At 59.2% G+C, this 15795-nt stretch carries 12 protein-coding genes and 1 pseudogene; 7 read left to right on the top strand and 6 right to left on the bottom strand.

Annotated features, from left to right (window positions below):
* Window positions 1–87: 87 nt before the first annotated feature.
* The gene (locus tag ACQRBV_RS22415; protein WP_244698718.1) at window positions 88–900 is read left to right on the top strand and encodes a class I SAM-dependent methyltransferase; all 813 of its coding nucleotides are present in this window, start codon (window positions 88–90) and stop codon (window positions 898–900) included.
* Between the two features lie 154 nt (window positions 901–1054).
* Here ACQRBV_RS22415 and ACQRBV_RS22410 read toward each other — a convergent pair.
* Window positions 1055–1423 (bottom strand): annotated as a pseudogene (locus ACQRBV_RS22410) (TIGR03067 domain-containing protein); the annotation flags it as partial.
* A 336-nt stretch (window positions 1424–1759) separates the two neighbouring features.
* Here ACQRBV_RS22410 and ACQRBV_RS22405 point away from each other — a divergent pair.
* Together ACQRBV_RS22405 and lpxO are read left to right on the top strand one after the other, a co-directional pair.
* A complete protein-coding gene (locus ACQRBV_RS22405; protein ID WP_244383583.1) occupies window positions 1760–3103 on the top strand; it encodes a Wzz/FepE/Etk N-terminal domain-containing protein in 1344 nt (447 codons plus the stop codon).
* A 257-nt stretch (window positions 3104–3360) separates the two neighbouring features.
* Window positions 3361–4260, top strand: coding sequence for a lipid A hydroxylase LpxO (gene lpxO / locus ACQRBV_RS22400; protein WP_060752807.1), 900 nt, complete (start codon window positions 3361–3363; stop codon window positions 4258–4260).
* A 19-nt stretch (window positions 4261–4279) separates the two neighbouring features.
* Here the strand turns inward: lpxO and ligD are convergent, their stop codons facing one another.
* Window positions 4280–5815 (bottom strand): DNA ligase D, encoded by a 1536-nt coding sequence (gene ligD, locus ACQRBV_RS22395; RefSeq protein ID WP_411984033.1) that lies wholly within the window; start codon window positions 5813–5815, stop codon window positions 4280–4282.
* 22 nt (window positions 5816–5837) lie between these two features.
* Window positions 5838–6671, bottom strand: a complete 834-nt coding sequence (locus ACQRBV_RS22390; RefSeq protein WP_060752809.1) for a Ku protein — start codon at window positions 6669–6671, stop codon at window positions 5838–5840.
* A gap of 184 nt (window positions 6672–6855) precedes the next feature.
* On the opposite strand from ACQRBV_RS22390, the gene ACQRBV_RS22385 reads away from it, so the two are divergent.
* On the top strand, window positions 6856–7170 hold the full coding sequence (locus ACQRBV_RS22385) for a hypothetical protein (protein ID WP_060752810.1): 315 nt from the start codon (window positions 6856–6858) through the stop codon (window positions 7168–7170).
* 12 nt (window positions 7171–7182) lie between these two features.
* Window positions 7183–8340: a PQQ-dependent sugar dehydrogenase gene (locus ACQRBV_RS22380; RefSeq protein ID WP_411984034.1), complete on the top strand. Its 1158-nt coding sequence runs from the start codon at window positions 7183–7185 to the stop codon at window positions 8338–8340.
* 179 nt (window positions 8341–8519) lie between these two features.
* Here the strand turns inward: ACQRBV_RS22380 and ACQRBV_RS22375 are convergent, their stop codons facing one another.
* Both ACQRBV_RS22375 and ACQRBV_RS22370 read right to left on the bottom strand, forming a co-directional pair.
* Window positions 8520–8999, bottom strand: a complete 480-nt coding sequence (locus ACQRBV_RS22375) for a DUF1348 family protein (protein WP_060752812.1) — start codon at window positions 8997–8999, stop codon at window positions 8520–8522.
* A 45-nt stretch (window positions 9000–9044) separates the two neighbouring features.
* On the bottom strand, window positions 9045–9617 hold the full coding sequence (locus ACQRBV_RS22370) for a TetR/AcrR family transcriptional regulator (protein WP_060752813.1): 573 nt from the start codon (window positions 9615–9617) through the stop codon (window positions 9045–9047).
* A 124-nt stretch (window positions 9618–9741) separates the two neighbouring features.
* Here ACQRBV_RS22370 and pssA point away from each other — a divergent pair, with 124 nt between their 5' ends.
* Together pssA and ACQRBV_RS22360 are read left to right on the top strand one after the other, a co-directional pair.
* The gene (gene pssA / locus ACQRBV_RS22365; RefSeq protein WP_411984035.1) at window positions 9742–11085 is read left to right on the top strand and encodes a CDP-diacylglycerol--serine O-phosphatidyltransferase; all 1344 of its coding nucleotides are present in this window, start codon (window positions 9742–9744) and stop codon (window positions 11083–11085) included.
* A gap of 152 nt (window positions 11086–11237) precedes the next feature.
* Window positions 11238–14909, top strand: a complete 3672-nt coding sequence (locus tag ACQRBV_RS22360) for a hypothetical protein (RefSeq protein WP_411984036.1) — start codon at window positions 11238–11240, stop codon at window positions 14907–14909.
* A gap of 47 nt (window positions 14910–14956) precedes the next feature.
* Here the strand turns inward: ACQRBV_RS22360 and efeO are convergent, their stop codons facing one another.
* Window positions 14957–15775, bottom strand: coding sequence for an iron uptake system protein EfeO (gene efeO / locus ACQRBV_RS22355; protein WP_198763112.1), 819 nt, complete (start codon window positions 15773–15775; stop codon window positions 14957–14959).
* Window positions 15776–15795 lie beyond the last annotated feature (20 nt).

Raw genomic sequence — 15795 nt, 5'->3', positions numbered from 1 at the left:
GAGATTAGTTCGGCATGTCCAGGGGTTTTATCTGACATGAAACTGGCTTACTTTCCGAACCTCGCCGCACTGACTTCTGGAGACGCAATGGATATGCCATCGGCCGAGCAGGCTATCAAGAGCAATAGGCAAGCCTGGGATGAATCCGCCCGGCTGCATAAAGACACCGCCACCTGGAAGGCGACGCTGGCAGCGGTTGCTCGCGCCGACTTTTCCTGCCTTGACCCAACGATTACCCAGCTGCTGCAAGAGGTCGGCGTTGCCGGCAAGGACGTGGTGCAGCTTTGCTGTAACAATGGCCGCGAGTGCCTGTCGTTATTTGGCCTGGGGGCTCGTTCGGTGGTGGGGGTCGATCAATCCCGCGAGTTTCTCCAGCAGGCCCGGGAACTGGCCGATGTTTCGCCCCACTGTCCGCAGTTCATTGAGAGCGACATCCACCATTTGCCTGAAGCGCTGATGGGGCAGTTCGATGTAGCGCTGGTGACCATCGGTGTATTGGGCTGGATGCCGGATGTGGCGCTGTTCATGCGCCATGCTGCGAGTGTACTCAAGCCAGGCGGTGTTCTGGTGATGTATGAAACCCATCCGTTCCTTGAAGTATTCGATCCCGCGGCCGCCAACCCAATGTTGCCGGCCAGTTCGTATTTCCAGCGCGATCCCTTTGTATTGCAGGAATCCATCGTTTATGAGGGGCGAGGCGCCCTTGAGGGGCCGACGTCGTACTGGTTTGTGCACACATTGGGAAGCGTGGTGAGCGGCGCGATTGCGGCGCAGCTGCAGATAGGCCATTTGCAGGAGTACCCGCACTCCAATCGTGAAGAGCTGTACGATCAATACGAGAATCAACGTGCGCAATTGCCGCTGTGCTTCACCCTGACCGCGACCCGGCGTCCCGCCTGAGCCGGCTTGCCGAAGGCAAAAAAAAGCCCGCGCGAGGCGGGCCAAGGGATTCACTGGAGTAGGTAAGCGTCAACGTATCGCTTGGGAAGTGAAGGCTATGTGAAAAAGCTGTCGAGCATTCGGATGTACGCCCATTCAACCGCGCCGCACATAACGTTCGCATGGTTTGCCCCGGGCCGGTGCTGAACACCGTCGGCCTGGGCATGCCTTCATCAGCCGCGATAAAGACGAAATGATCGCCGTCGAGCCGGTAGCTGGCGGGTAGCTGCTTGCCCGCATCCTCGCCGATGGAGTCCACCCAGGTAATGCTTTTGGGGTGAGTGCTGGCGTCCAGGGAAAACCGGCCGGCCAGCAGGACATCGCCATCGACCGTCGTCACTTGGAAGCTGTCCCCTGTAATAGTGGTAATGGCACCTGGCGCACTGTGGGCGTCGGCTGGGTTGAGCACGCCGCTGTCTTCAAGGGCGGTCTGTTCCCAGGCACCTTGGAGGGCCTGATAGTCGGAGTGGGGATGGGAGGGCATGCAAATTCCTTTTCTGCGCGTGGAAGAGCCAGTTATATCGGATGAAAAACGATAATCCAGACGACGTGTGGGAATTTTTCTTTAGAAGACAGCGATTTGACAGCTTTTTCATGTTGTATTGGCTACGCTTCCAAGTGCATTGACCCTACATGAATGTTGTAGTTGATGTTTGCTTATATAAGACAGAAATAAACGCCAGCTTCGTAGGATCTTTCATCAGACTCAGTGGTCACATTGCCATCAGTCTGTAGTGCCAGGGCGTTGTCCCTGATTTTTAAAGTCATAGGGCTTTGAAGAGTGATGGCATTTTAGTGTCAATTTTGAGGTGTTCTTATTTTGAATCGTACTTCCCAGCTTCCGCCCGCTGTCGCTTCCGATGAAATCGATCTATTTGAATTGTTCCAGGGTATTTGGCGGCAAAAAAAGCTGATCGTGGGTTGTACGCTTCTGGTGGGTGTCTTGGGAGCGGGTTATGCCTTCCTGGCGCCGAAGACTTATGAAGTCAGCAGTGTGCTCAGGCCTGCGGCCATCAACGAATTGGACGCCTTGAACCGCTCTGAGGTCTACAAACTCCCGCCCGCCGATGCTCTATTGAAAGTCGGGTCTCAGTTGGATTCGTACGAAGCCCGCTTGGGTTTTTTCAAGGAGCATGAAGAGCTGTTCAAGGCTTTCAAGAAGCCTGGGCAAACCCTGGAACAGAGCTTTGAGGATTTCAACCGCAACTCTGTCAACCTGATCCTGCCGGACCCAAAGAAAGCAGACTCGCTGAGCAACTATATTCGCCTGGAGTTGCAGTACCCGACGGATGTTGACGGTGTGAGCATTCTCAACGGCTTCGTCGATTACGCCATCGCAGCCGAACGTGAGCAAGTCGGCGCAGACCTCAAGGTCATTGTTAATAACCGTTTGACTGAACTCAAGGGCAAGATCGACGCAGCCCGCGCCAACTACGATACCGAAAAGGAATCCAAGATCGCCAAGCTGCTTGAGGCTGATCGACTCAAGCGTGCGCAATTGCAGGATGAGCTAGGTGCCTTGCGTCTGCAGTTGAAGATGGAGCGCACCAATCGCCTGGCCGAACTGGCCGAGGCCATCTCCATTGCCAAGTCCATGGGGATCAAGACACCGACCACGCCATCCTCCATGGCCGATGACTCGCGTGGCGGTTCGAGTCAGGTCATGCGTACCGAGGTCAACAATCAGAAGATCCCGCTGTATTTCATGGGTACCGAAGCCCTGGAAGCAGAGCGCTCCGCATTGCAGCAGCGAACCAGTGATGATTTCACCAACCCTCGTATTGCGGAAATCGGCAAGGAACTTCAGATGCTCGAGTCCAACCGGGAAGTCGAGATCCTGAAAAAGCGTGGGAATGAAGATATTTTCCTGAAGGACGTCGAGCCGCTACGCGCTGAAGTTGCGCGTTTGCGAGGTCTTAACATCGATATGAGCAACCTCAAGTTGGTCACGGTCGACCGCCGCGCCCAGGAGCCATTGGCACCGGTCAAGCCCAAAAAAGCCTTGGTCATTGCGTTTAGCCTGGTGGGTGGCCTGTTGCTAGGGTTGGTGATTGCGCTGATCCGCTACCTCATGCTCAGCCGTCAAGGCGCCATAGCCTACGCAGCATTGGAAGACAGCAGTTTTTCCCGCCGCGAACGCAAAGACGATCAACCCTTGACGTAAAAGACCTGCGCCCGTGGGCGGGCGCGAGCGCCTGCCCACAAATTCTCCAGCACATTCAGTCGACAGCTTTTCACAATTCTTAGTTAACCTTTGGTTACAAACTGTGGCTAAATACCGGCCAATGGTCACACGTCGCAGGAGCTTGCGTGCCGTGTGCCACTTGTACGTGAATTGTGATTTCAGGTGCTGCCTTTTCATCCTTGGCTGATATGGGCCACAGGAGCAGCCTGTTCTCTCCCTGACTTGTGACGAATCCCTTGAAACTCATCATTGTTCTTCTCTACGTTGCCTCTATTGCGTATGTCCACCTGCGTGGCCGGGTGCGGCACAAGCTGGGCCGCCAACTCAGCGATCACTCGACGTTCCTGGCGCCGATCAACTGCTTTCTTTATCTGTTCTCCAAGCAGCCAAGCCGTCCTTTTCTGTCAGCCAGTGACTTTCCGGACCTGAGCCCTTTGCAGGAGCATTGGGAGGAGATCCGCAAGGAAGGTCAGAACCTGATGCAGGCAGGGGCGATCAAACGCTCGGATCAATACAACGACGTGGGTTTCAACTCGTTCTTCAAGTCGGGTTGGAAGCGCTTCTACCTCAAGTGGTACGGCGACAGCCACCCATCGGCGATGAAGCTGTGCCCGCGTACCACGGAGCTGGTGCAGAGCATCGGCTCGATTAAGGCCGCCATGTTCGCCGAGCTGCCACCGGGGTCCAAGCTGGTGCGTCACCGCGACCCCTACGCGGGTTCCTACCGCTACCACCTGGGCCTGGATACACCCAATGATCCGGCGTGCTACATCAATGTGGACGGTGAAAGCTATTACTGGCGCGATGGCGAGCCAGTCATGTTTGACGAGACTTACATTCACTACGCGGAAAACGCTACGCAGCAGAACCGCATCATTCTGTTCTGTGATATCGAGCGCCCGATGAAGTATCGCTGGGCGGCCGCGTTCAACCGTTGGTTCAGCCGCAATGTGATGGCCGCTGCAGGTTCGCCCAATGACGACGGCGACAAGACCGGTGGCTTGAACCGTGCCTTTACCCGCCTGTACAAGATTCGCCTGCGCGGCAAAGAGCTTAAAAAGCGCAATCGTGCGCGTTACTACCTGGAAAAGTGGGCAATTTTTGCAGGTTTGGCGCTGATCTTCATTCTCATCTGAAACCTGGCGGCGGCGCGAATCACTGCGGTGGTTGCGCGCCCAGCCTGTCCCACATCTTTTTGCTGATCCGCTGCCGGTTGGCATAACCGGCCCATGGGTCGTTCTTCAAACCTTGCAGGCGTTCCTGCAGGTTCGCCACCGTCCACTGCTGGGCGCCTTGCAATCCCTTCAATTCATCCCGACTGATCGGCACCGACACGGGCAGGCCAGGTCGTGCGCGGACTGAATAGGCGGCAACGGTACTGGCGCCACGGGCGTTGCGCAGGTAATCGACAAAGATCTTGCCGACCCGGTTTTTCGGGCCGCTCGTGGCCGTGAAGCGTTCAGGCAGTGACCGGGTCATGAACTGTGCGATGGCCTTGGCGAACGCTTTGACGGTGTCCCAGCCGTCCCTGCGTGCCAATGGCACGATCAGGTGCAAGCCTTTGCCGCCGCTGGTCTTGACGAATGCGTCGAGCCCCAGCTCATCGAGTACCGACAGCGTCAGTTGCGCCGCCTCCAGCATGTTTTTCCAAGGCAGCGCCGGGTCCGGGTCAAGGTCGAGTACGAATTGGTCCGGTGTTTCGATCTTGTCCGTGGTGGCGCCCCAGGTGTGCAGTTCGATTGTGCCCATCTGCACAGCGCCGATCAGCGCGTCGGTGGTGCGGATCTCCATCAGGCGCGCATGGCCTGGGTCCAGCGCAGGTTCCAGGTGCTTGATATGTGGAATGGCCAGGCGCTCTGAGTGCTTCTGGAAGAACTGTTCGCCCTCAATGCCTTCTGGCGCCCTGAGCAGCGACACCGGCCGGTGCCGCAGGAACGGCAGGATCCAATCACTGATCTGTGCATAGAACTGCGCCAATTGCTGCTTTTGCGTGCCGCTCTGCGGGTCTATGACGCGGTCGGCATGGGTGATGTTCAGCTGACTACGCGGGGCGCGCTTTTGCGCGGAGCGTTGTGCCGGGACGGCGACAGGCGCGTGAGAAGGCTGGGTTCGCGCTGTGTGTTTACCCACCGAAGCGTTGCTGATAACGCTGTTCGGTTCGGCCTCGACGATATCGTAGTCGGTGGCCGGGCGTGCCTGCGGGTCCTTTTCCTTGATCAGCAGCCATTGTTCCTTGGCGCCACTGCCCTGGAGGCGGGTACGCACCAAGGCCCAGTCGCCGGAGAGCTTTTCACCGACCAGGGTGAATTTCAGCCTGCCGGCGCGATAGGCTTTGTGCGGGTCATCGTGGGGCTGCCAGATGCCCCGGTCCCAGACGATCACATCGCCGGCACCGTATTGACCGGCCGGGATACTGCCTTCGAAGGTCCCGTAGCTCAGCGGATGGTCTTCGACATGCACCGCCAGGCGTTTCTGGCTCGGGTCCAGGCTGGGGCCTTTGGGCACAGCCCAGCTTATGAGTACGCCGTCCAATTCCAGGCGAAAGTCATAGTGCAGGTTGCGTGCGGCGTGCTTCTGGATGACAAACGACAGGGCGCCTGCCTCTCGCGTGTTGCCTGGCGCACTGCCGGAGGGCTCTGCGGTGATCTCGAAGTCGCGTTTACGGTTGTATTCGCTCAGGGGCTTGGGCATGGCAAGGGCTCCTTTGGTCGGTTCAGGAAGCTTTGCGCGGTTTTTTGGGGGCGGCTTTTTTCGCCGGTTTACCGGCCAGGCTGCGTTTGAGCAATTCCGTGAGGTCAATCACGTCGGCGGTCTTACGTTCCTCGCTGCCTTCGCTGGATTCCACGTCTTCGATCTTGCCGGCCTTGGCCTTCTTCGCGACCAGCGCCATGATCTTGTCCTGGAAGCTGTCGCGATAATCGTCCGGTTGCCAGTCGGCGCTCATGTCCTCCACCAAGCGCTTGGCCATCTCCAGCTCGCCCTTGGCCAGGCTGGGCTTGGTGACGTCGCTGGGCAATTCCAGTTCGTCCAGGCTGCGCACTTCGGCGGGCCAACGCAGCATGACCAGCACCAGGGCCGATTCCAGTGGCATCAGCGCCGCCAGGTGCTGCTTGGTATGCAGCACGACATTGGCCAGGGCGACCTTGCCGGTTTTCTTCAGGGTTTCGCGCAGCAGCGCATAGACTTTGCCGCCGCGTTTGTCAGGGGCCAGGAAGTAGGGCGTGTCAATGTTTTGCAGGGGGATCTGGTCGCTGGCGACAAAGGCGATGATTTCGATGGTCTGGGTCGACTTGGGGTGAGCTGAGCGGATTTCTTCTTCGCTGAGCACCACGTAGCGACCCTTTTCATAGGCCACTCCCTTGACGATGTTCTCTTTGGTGACCTCCTTGCCGGTGGTCTTGTTGATGCGTTTGTAACCCACCGGGTCCATGCTGCGTTTGTCCAGCCAATCAAAATCGACGCCTTGTGAAGACGTCGCCGAGACCAGGGAGACAGGGATGTGGACCAGTCCGAAACTGATGGCGCCTTTCCAGATTGCTCGTGGCATAAGTGCGATTCCTTGAGAAGTGCCGGTCTTCTGGTGACTGGCCGGCTCGGGAAAAAGTTTCGACGGAGGGATGCACGGACAGATCGTGTTACACCTGATCAGAAAGTATTTAGTTACGAATGCCGAACCCTAGGCGTAGCGTGTTATCGAAAGCACGTGTTGTCCGCTTCAGAGAGGCATAGTCATGAACCGTTGTGTACGTCATTTCGCTGCATTGGCGTTGGGCCTGGCGCTGGTGCCCTTGGCCCAGGCGCAAAATCTGCCCGGCCACTTTGATACCAACAACAGCCCTATTCATCGGGCCAACCCCAACAGCATGCAGGGTACGGTGCCCAATGCGCCGCCCACTCGGGGTATCCCGGCCGTTCCCAGCGGCCCCGCGCCGACCCTGGAAAACGGCGGTATCGGCAATCGCTATCCCCAGCGCGACAGCGCCCCCAGCCGGCCCGCGACCGAAACCAAAGCACCCACCTATGATGCCAACGGCAATCGCCGGTAAGGACGACGTCTTATGTTTCTACGCAAAACCCTGCTAGCCGCGATGTGTGCAACCACGCTACTTCCATTGACGGCCGTGTTTGCGGCGCAGGCTCGACAGTTTCCCAGCGAGCAGGGCAGCATCAGCGTCATGCCCGTCGCCAAGGGGCTGGAGCATCCATGGGCCATGGCATTCCTGCCGGATAAACAAGGTTTCCTGGTGACTGAGCGTCCTGGCCACCTGCGGTTCGTCAGCCCGGACGGCAAACTGTCGGCACCGCTGACCGGCGTACCTCAGGTGTGGGCCAAAGGGCAGGGCGGCTTGCTTGACGTCGTGCTGTCACCGGACTTCAAACAGGACCGCCTGGTGTACCTGTCCTACGCCGAAGGCGGTGGCGAGGGGGGCAAGGCCGGTACCGCCGTCGGGCGTGGGCGCCTGGCCGATGACTTGAGCGGCTTGAAGGACTTCAAGGTCATCCTGCGCCAGGAACCCAAGTTGTCGACCGGTAACCACTTCGGCTCGCGCCTGGCTTTCGACCGTGATGGCTACCTGTTTGTGACCTTGGGTGAAAACAACGATCGCCCGACGGCCCAGGACCTGGACAAGTTGCAAGGCAAGGTGGTGCGCATCTTCCCGGATGGCCGGGTGCCGGAGGACAACCCCTTTGTCGGCCAGCAGGGCGTACGCCCCGAAATCTGGTCGTATGGCCAGCGTAACCCGCAGGGTCTGGCAATGAACCCGTGGAGCGGCACGATCTGGGAAAACGAACATGGGCCTCGCGGTGGTGATGAAATCAACATCATCGAGCGTGGCAAGAATTACGGTTGGCCGCTGGCGACTCACGGCATCGACTATTCGTTGACGCCGATCCCGGAGGCCAAGGGCAAGGAAGTGGAAGGCACCGTGGCGCCCCATCACGTCTGGGAGAAATCACCGGGCATCAGTGGCATGGCGTTTTACGATGCTGATCGTTTCAAACCCTGGCAGCACAACGTGTTCATCGGTGCCTTGGCCAGCCAGGAACTGATACGCCTGCAGTTCGATGGCGACAAGGTGATCCATGAGGAGCGTTTGCTTGGCGGCTTGAAAGCCCGCATCCGCGATGTACGGCAGGGCCCGGATGGCTATCTGTATGTGCTCACGGATGAGGATGACGGCGTGTTGTATCGGGTTGGCCTGAACTCGGACTGAGTGGGTTGCGGTGCAATGCCAGTCAGTCAGGGCTTGCTGCTGTCACTGTGGCGAGGGAGCTTGCTCCCGTTGGGCCGCGAAGCGGCCCCAGCTTTTGGTTTGAAAAGACTGGGCCTGCTACGCAGTCCAACGGGAGCAAGCTCCCTCGCCACAGGTTATCCGTCGTCCGCTCTAAATGTTTAGAGCCCCAGTTCGGACAGCCCCGGATGATCATCCGGGCGTCGGCCCAGCGGCCAGTGGAATTTGCGCTCGCTTTCCTGGATCGGCAGGTCATTGATGCAGGCAAAGCGGTTCGCCATCAGGCCGTTTTCGTCGAACTCCCAGTTCTCGTTACCGTAGGAACGGAACCAGTTGCCGGAGTCATCGTGCCATTCATAGGCATACCGCACCGCAATCCGGTTATCGGTAAACGCCCATAATTCCTTGATCAGCCGATAGTCCAGCTCCTTGGCCCATTTACGGGTGAGGAAGCCCTTGGCTTCTTCGCGGTTGTGGGCAAATTCGGCGCGGTTACGCCATTGCGTATCCAGGGTGTAGGCCAGCGACACTCGCTGTGGGTCGCGGGAGTTCCAGCCGTCTTCGGCCAGGCGAACTTTTTCGATCGCCGACTCGCGGGTAAAGGGCGGCAAAGGCGGGCGTGTTTCCGGGAGAGATGACATTGGGCAGTTCCTTGACACAATAAGGGTTATCGAGAGTTGCCGGATTTACGCGTTCTCAAGTCCTAATAACGTTCGCGCCATGCATTGCGCATTATCAGCGGCTGTTGAATCGCCCATCACCAAGGCAACGGTTATCGCACCATCGATCAATATCAGCAGTTGCGCGGCCTGCTGTTGCGGGTCGGGGGTGCCATGTGCTTCACACAGTTCAAGTGCGTACTCGAACAGTTTCTGTTTATGGGCTTTGGCCAACAGCCGCACCGGGTCTTGCGCGTCACCGGTTTCGCCGCTGGTGTTGATGAAGGCGCAGCCACGAAAGTCCGCCGACGCAAACCAGGTTTTCAGCGCACTGAACAGCGCCAGCAGGCGCTCGCCGCTGCTTTCGCTGCGTTCCACTTCTGCGCGCAGCCACTGCATCCAGCGCTCATCGCGGCGTTGCAGGGCGGCGATCACCAACTCGTCCTTGTTGGCGAAGTAGCGATAAATACTTTTTCTCGACACACCGGCGGTTTTCACCAAGAAATCCATGCCGGTGGCGGCGATGCCGTGGCGATAGATCAACTTCTCGGTGACGTCGAGGATAATGTCGCGGGTTTCACTGGGAGTCATGTCGTTCATGTGGCTAACAGTAGAACGATCGTTCTTCTTGGTCAACCAACTTTTTCAATGCGTGACTGCGAGACCTGAGCGCACCCATGGTGTAAGCTCGTGACCTCTTCGGATTCGACCCATTGCGAGCCTTATGCCGTCGTTCTTCAAACGCTCCCTGTTGCCCAAACTTCGCGGTTTTCCAATCACCCCCGAGGCCATTGACGTGCTGTCCGGCGCCGAGGCGTTCCGGCGTTGCATGCTGGAAAAGATTCCCCAGGCCACTCGGCGCATCTACATCGTTGCGCTGTATTTGCAGCACGACGAAGCGGGGCAGGAGATTTACGACGCGTTACATGCCGCCAAGGCCGCACGGCCGGAGCTGGACATTGTGGTCGTGGTCGACTCGCTGCGTGCACAACGCGGCCTGATCGGCGCCGGCAAGCAACCCGGCAACAGCGCCTGGTACCAGGCCATGACCCAAAGCCATGCCAGCGAAGTGCCGGTGTACGGCGTGCCGGTGCAAACCCGCGAACTGTTCGGCGTGCTGCATCTCAAGGGCTTCGTGATCGACGACAGCGTGTTGTATAGCGGCGCGAGCCTGAACAACGTGTACCTGCACAAGTTCGACAAGTACCGTTATGACCGCTACCACTTGATCCACAGCCAGCCGCTGGCCGACTCCATGCAGCATCTGGTGGAGCATGGCCTGGTCGCTTCCAAGGCGGTGCATCGCCTGGACCTGCCCAACCCGCCCACCACCCGCAGCCTGCGCAACGACATCGGCGACCTGCGCAGCCGCCTGAAACATGCGGCCTACGACACCACCGCCGGGCAGTTGCCCAATAACCACCTGGCCGTCAGCCCGTTGCTGGGCGTGGGCAAGAACAACCCGCTGAACCGGGTCGTCCTAGAACTGATCGCCAGCGCCCAGCATCAGCTGACCATCTGCACCCCGTATTTCAACCTGCCACTGCCTGTGACCCGGGAACTCAACCGAGCCCTGGCGCGAGGCGTGAAGGTCGACATCATCGTCGGTGACAAAACCGCCAATGATTTCTACATCCCGCCCAGCGAGCCGTTCAAGGTGATCGCAGCGTTGCCGTACCTCTACGAAATCAGCCTGCGCCGCTTCGCCAAGCGGCATCAGCCGGTGATCGACAGTGGCCAGTTGAACCTGCACCTGTGGCGCGACGGCGACAACACCTACCACCTCAAGGGCATGTGGGTCGACCAACGCTACACCTTGCTCACGGGCAATAACCTCAACCCGCGAGCGTTCCGCCTCGACCTGGAAAACGGTTTGCTGATCGATGACCCCCAGGGCCAATGGCTGGCGCCGCGACGTGCGGAGCTCGCGCAAATTTTCCAGCACACCACGCGTATTGCCGGCTATCAACAGTTGCAGTCCCTGGTGGACTACCCCCCGGCCGTAGGCAAGTTTTTACGGCGGGTCAGTCGGGTGCGGATTGAGCGGTTGTTGTACCGGATTCTGTAAGCGCTGAGCGTCACAAGATAATTCCCGGTTTCTGCCTGCATCTCTTTGGGACTTGGCTTACGAAAGAGCCCAATTGCGACTTGTAGATTTCCTCTCGACAGTTCTTACGGACGAGAACTCTCACCATTCTGACTGGTAGAGAGGAAATAGAAATGTCGCTTATCCAGGTAAACCCTTACCACCGGTTCTCCCACCTGCCTCCTGCGTCGGATGGGGCGGTGTCGAACCCGTCAACGCGAGACAAGCGTGGCGCCACGGCTGCCGTAGCTGAAGCGCCACGTCGATTCCCCTCCGAAGAAAACGCGCCCAAAGGCGATGCAACCCTGCAGACCAAGGTGGGGCGCTGGCTGAGTTCAGGGGTTGCCCCTGAGCCGCTTATCCCGCGAAATGCCTCGATTGGGCCGTTTATCAGTCAATACCAACAGGCACTCAGCGAGCCGCCAGTGCAGGACTGGTTTCGCGCCAAGGGCTTGAAGATCTCTACGGTGCGCGTGTTCAGCGACAGTGTGGTGGGCGTGGTCAGTCGCGATGGAAAAGACACCTTCGTACGGTTTACCACCACCGATGGTTCCGGCTGGTGGGAGGCCAGCGGCAAGCTTCGCAAGGTGCAAAAAATACTCTCGCCGAGTGACTTGGGGATTCCCGCCAACATGCCCTCCGAGCCGATCCCGCGGGATATCATCCTGGATTTTTATGGGGTGCAACCTGCGAAGAACGAGCAGGCGGCACCCGCGCTGGGGGCACAGCTCAAGCGTAATGGCTGGCCGCCCATCAGCGTTGAGAAGCGCCAGCAGTGGCGCGACGCTTTTACCCGCACAGTGACGGCGAACAGCGATGCAACCGCTCGCGGCGGTTTGGCCGAACAACTTCGCCAGCGCTTGCGAGGCCTGAAGGAGGGCGAGGCTCTGCGGTTGGATGAACAAGCCTATGTGGCGCCACCGGGTTCCTCTCTGGAGCGCAACAGCCAATTGCCACGCCAAGCCTTTGTCGAGCTGCTCGCCTCACCGGCGTTTCGGGACTTTCTTGAGAAAATCGGCCTGGACAGCGTCGGTGACCGTTTCAGAATCAGTCAGGGCGAGCTTCAACAGTGTGATGCCAAGGGCACGTGGCGGTCCCTGCAAGCCTACTTCGATGACGAAGTTGGCAAGAATCCCGACCCTGGCGTGCAGGCAATGAAGAGGCGGTTACAAGCCTTGGTCGAGCAAAGTCAGAAAACCGGCAACGCCCTGTACTCCACCGATACTTGGGATATGCGCCAGGCACTGGATTTCTTTGGCCTGAGTTCGCCCACGACGCTCGAGCAAGGCCGCGACGTGCAGGCTTGGCTCGACACGCGATGGCCTGAGCCGCCGCTGACCGCTGACTACGCAGCTTTGACCCCCTACACCTGGACACCGGGCGCATTGACGGCGGCTGACTGTGAAGTGCTAAAGACTGGCGCGGCGAGCGTCGCCGGTTTGTTCGATAGCTTCCTGGCCACCCCGGACCCCTGGCAGGCGTTGTCTGCAGACCCTGACCGGCGGTTGACCGCCTTTTTCGATTCGCCCGCTGCCGTGACCCAGGCCGACGCCTTGGCCAAGGAACTCAAGCTTTTCGACGTGGCTGATGGTCAGCCGTTACCCAGGGCGCAGCGTCATGCGTTGCTCGCTACGGCGCTCAAGCTCAACCTTCAGGGCAGCCTGCCGGGCAAACCAGGAGAAGTAGCCGGCTACGCGATTTATCAGCCTGCCAATTTCGGACGCACGCAAAAAGAAGTGCGTGCCGACATCGAGCGGCACCTGCGGGAAAAAGGCGCCAGCGCTGAAAGTGCGCCGTTTCTGGCGCATATGTTCCTGGCACAGGCTGCGCCGGAAATGCTGCTCAAGCCCGACCCACAACTGCCTGCCTCAATACCCCAAGTACTCAAGCAAAGCCCCGATGACGTGCGGATGGGTTCCCCGGCATGGCTCGCCATGCGTCTGGGCTGTGGGATCGCCGAAGCGCTCGCCGGGCCAGGCAGTTCGCGGGCGATGAACGCAACGCAGGTCAATGCCCTGGCACGCTTGCAACCGCAAAACCCGGAGCAGGAGGCGTTGATCAAAGGTGTGGGCACCCTGCCTTTGTTGGAGTGGGCCGTGATGGCCGGCGTGTTTCCCAAGCCGTTGGACGGCAAATACACCGCGCAAAACTACCAGGCGGCTGCACAAGCCTTCACCGAGCAGCAAAACAGCCTCCGCGACGCCTTCCAGACGCTGACGGCCGAGCCGCCCTCGATGACCCGCCTGCTTGTCGAGCAATTGACGCTGCTGTTTCCCGAGATGAGCGAAGATGAAATCCGTGGCTTCACTTTGCGCCGGGTGGCGGATCCCAGGCAGCACGGCCAACCCCATGAGGTTTTGTTGACTGAGTTTCTTCTGGCGGAACAAGACTCGCCGGGTGCGCTGGTCGCGTTCAACACGTGGCTGAACGAATACCGCGCCGGTAAAGCGAAGTACAAGTTCGAACATCCACGCATTTCCCAGGCGGATTTTGATGAGCGGATCAAAAAACTGCCGAAAATCGCACCGCTGGTAGCGCCCGCCATCGAGCGCTACGTGGCTGATTGTTGTGCGGCGCAGGCCACGGTACTCAAACTCATGTTTGCGCAGTTGCCGCTGGAAGACCGTAAGGCCCTTGAAGTGGGGCAAATCGAATTCTTCAGTTTGCGCGAGGCGACCGGCGACGCCATTGAGGACGACGAAGGCGCCGATTCCAAGGTGGCCGAACACAAGGGCACGCATGGCACGTTGATCCGTTACGAGACCGGCGCCGTCGAGCCTCGCTTCGGGTATTTCGAGGTGTTCCCCGGCGCCATGCGTATCGTCAAGCGCGACGACTTGAGCTACACGCTGCCGCTGGGCGGGCAGGTCGAAGTGGGGCAGAAACCCCATGGCCCCTTTGCGTATGTGCGGCGCGAGTTCCGGCACACAAAACCTGCCAGCTTTGATTTCGCGGCGTATAAAACTGGCAGCGAGCCGAAAGCCGGCGTGCAGTCATCGGTCATCATCGAAAAGGCCGCGACCGACCTGCCTGCCACGTTGATGCCCGGCCATCCAAAGCACGCACAGCTGCCGGTGCCCACGACGTTCAGCAGCGAAAAAACCGGCCGCATTGTCGAGGGCGTACTGAGTAACAGCTTTACCATGCCACGTGAGCCTTTGCTCCGCTATGCCAACCAGCCCACCGACTATCAACGTCGCCGGGCATTCCCGTTTGGCTCCGAGGACGTTTTCGGCCCTGAAAACCTGCGGATGGTCTTGGGCCTGCTGCCCTTTGTCGGCGCCTTCGCCGATGTCGCGGAGGGCAAGACGGCGCAAGGGGTACGCGGCATATTGATCGATTTCGCCTCGTTCGCAGTGACCGGTGGGTTAGCGGGTGTGAAGAGCTTTTACAGAGGGCTGAAAGTGGTATTGCCATTTAATGGCAGGGCATTTTCCATGCAGGGGTTCGCGGGGGTATCACCGTTTTTTCGCAGCGTGCTCAATCCGTTGGATGGCGCCATTGGGGTATTGAAAACGGGGCAGAAGGTGGCGGCTTTCGGTAAAAACTTCATGCGCGGAGAGTTGCGCGCCCTGGGGGCGGATATCTACCTGCCTGCAACTGTGTTTGAAAAGTGTCGCTGGGGGGCAGGCGTGTACTCCAGCGTCAACGCAGAATCCGGCCAGCCTGCCGGCAGTCGCGCCGGCACCTGTGCCGGACGCCCGTTGCATGCCGTGCAGAAAAACAACCTGTGGTATGCGATCAACCCGCACACCTTCAAGCCTGAAGGGGCGCCACTACAGGGCTTTCAGCCGTCGGCCGCCTGACGTCACAGACGCCTTCGCCGCGACAGCGGCGAAGGCGCCCGCAAAGGTCAGTTCAAGCCCAACTTGCCGCGCAGGGTCGACAGGTCTTCGGCCAAGGTATTGACCGGGCCGACCAGGGCCTTGCGGTCGTTTTCCTTGACCTTGTCGTAGGTCTCAAAACCGCCATCCTTGGTTTTGTACTTGGCCAGGATCTTGTCCACGGTGGCGAAGTTCTTGTCGACTTTGGCCAGGAACGCCTTGTCCTGCTTCTCGATCTGGCCACGGAACAGATCGACGATTTTCTTCGCGCCATCGACGTTGCCCTGGAAGTCATACAGGTCCGTGTGGCTGTAGCGATCTTCTTCGCCGGAGATCTTGGTGGCCGCGACCTCTTCGAGCAGCGCAGCGGCACCGCCGACGACTTTCTCGGGCGGGAAGGTCAGGCCTTCGACGCGGGTCTGCAGGTCCTTGACGTCGCCGTTCAGCTTATCGGCCAGGGCGCCCAGGCCCTCGGTGGTGTTCTTGGAGAACAGCGCGTATTCGATCCGGTGGAAGCCGGTGAAGTCGTCGGCTTCAACGCCTTTCTCGTGATCGTCGACACGCGAGTCGATAGACGCGTCGAGGTCGCTGAACAACTCGGCGATCGGCTCAATCGACTCGTAGTGCACGCGGGTCGGCGCATAGAGTTTCTTGGCGGTGGCCAGGTCGCCTTTCTTCACGGCGTCGGTGAACGCCTGGGTCTGGGTGACCAGTTCACCGATTTCTTCGGTGACGTAGATCTTGTAGTCCGACACCGGGCCTACCAGGTCCAGTGGCGCAGTGGCGGCGAAAGCGGCCAGTGGCGAAAGGCTCATTAACAACGACAACGCGATAGACGACTTCTTCATGGGACGTATCCGCTCTGGGT

The sequence above is a fragment of the Pseudomonas sp. R11F genome (assembly GCF_050312575.1).
GTDB lineage: Bacteria > Pseudomonadota > Gammaproteobacteria > Pseudomonadales > Pseudomonadaceae > Aquipseudomonas > Aquipseudomonas palleroniana.
The sequence above is the reverse complement of the archived record's forward strand: the minus strand, read 5'-3'. Positions and strand labels throughout refer to the sequence as shown.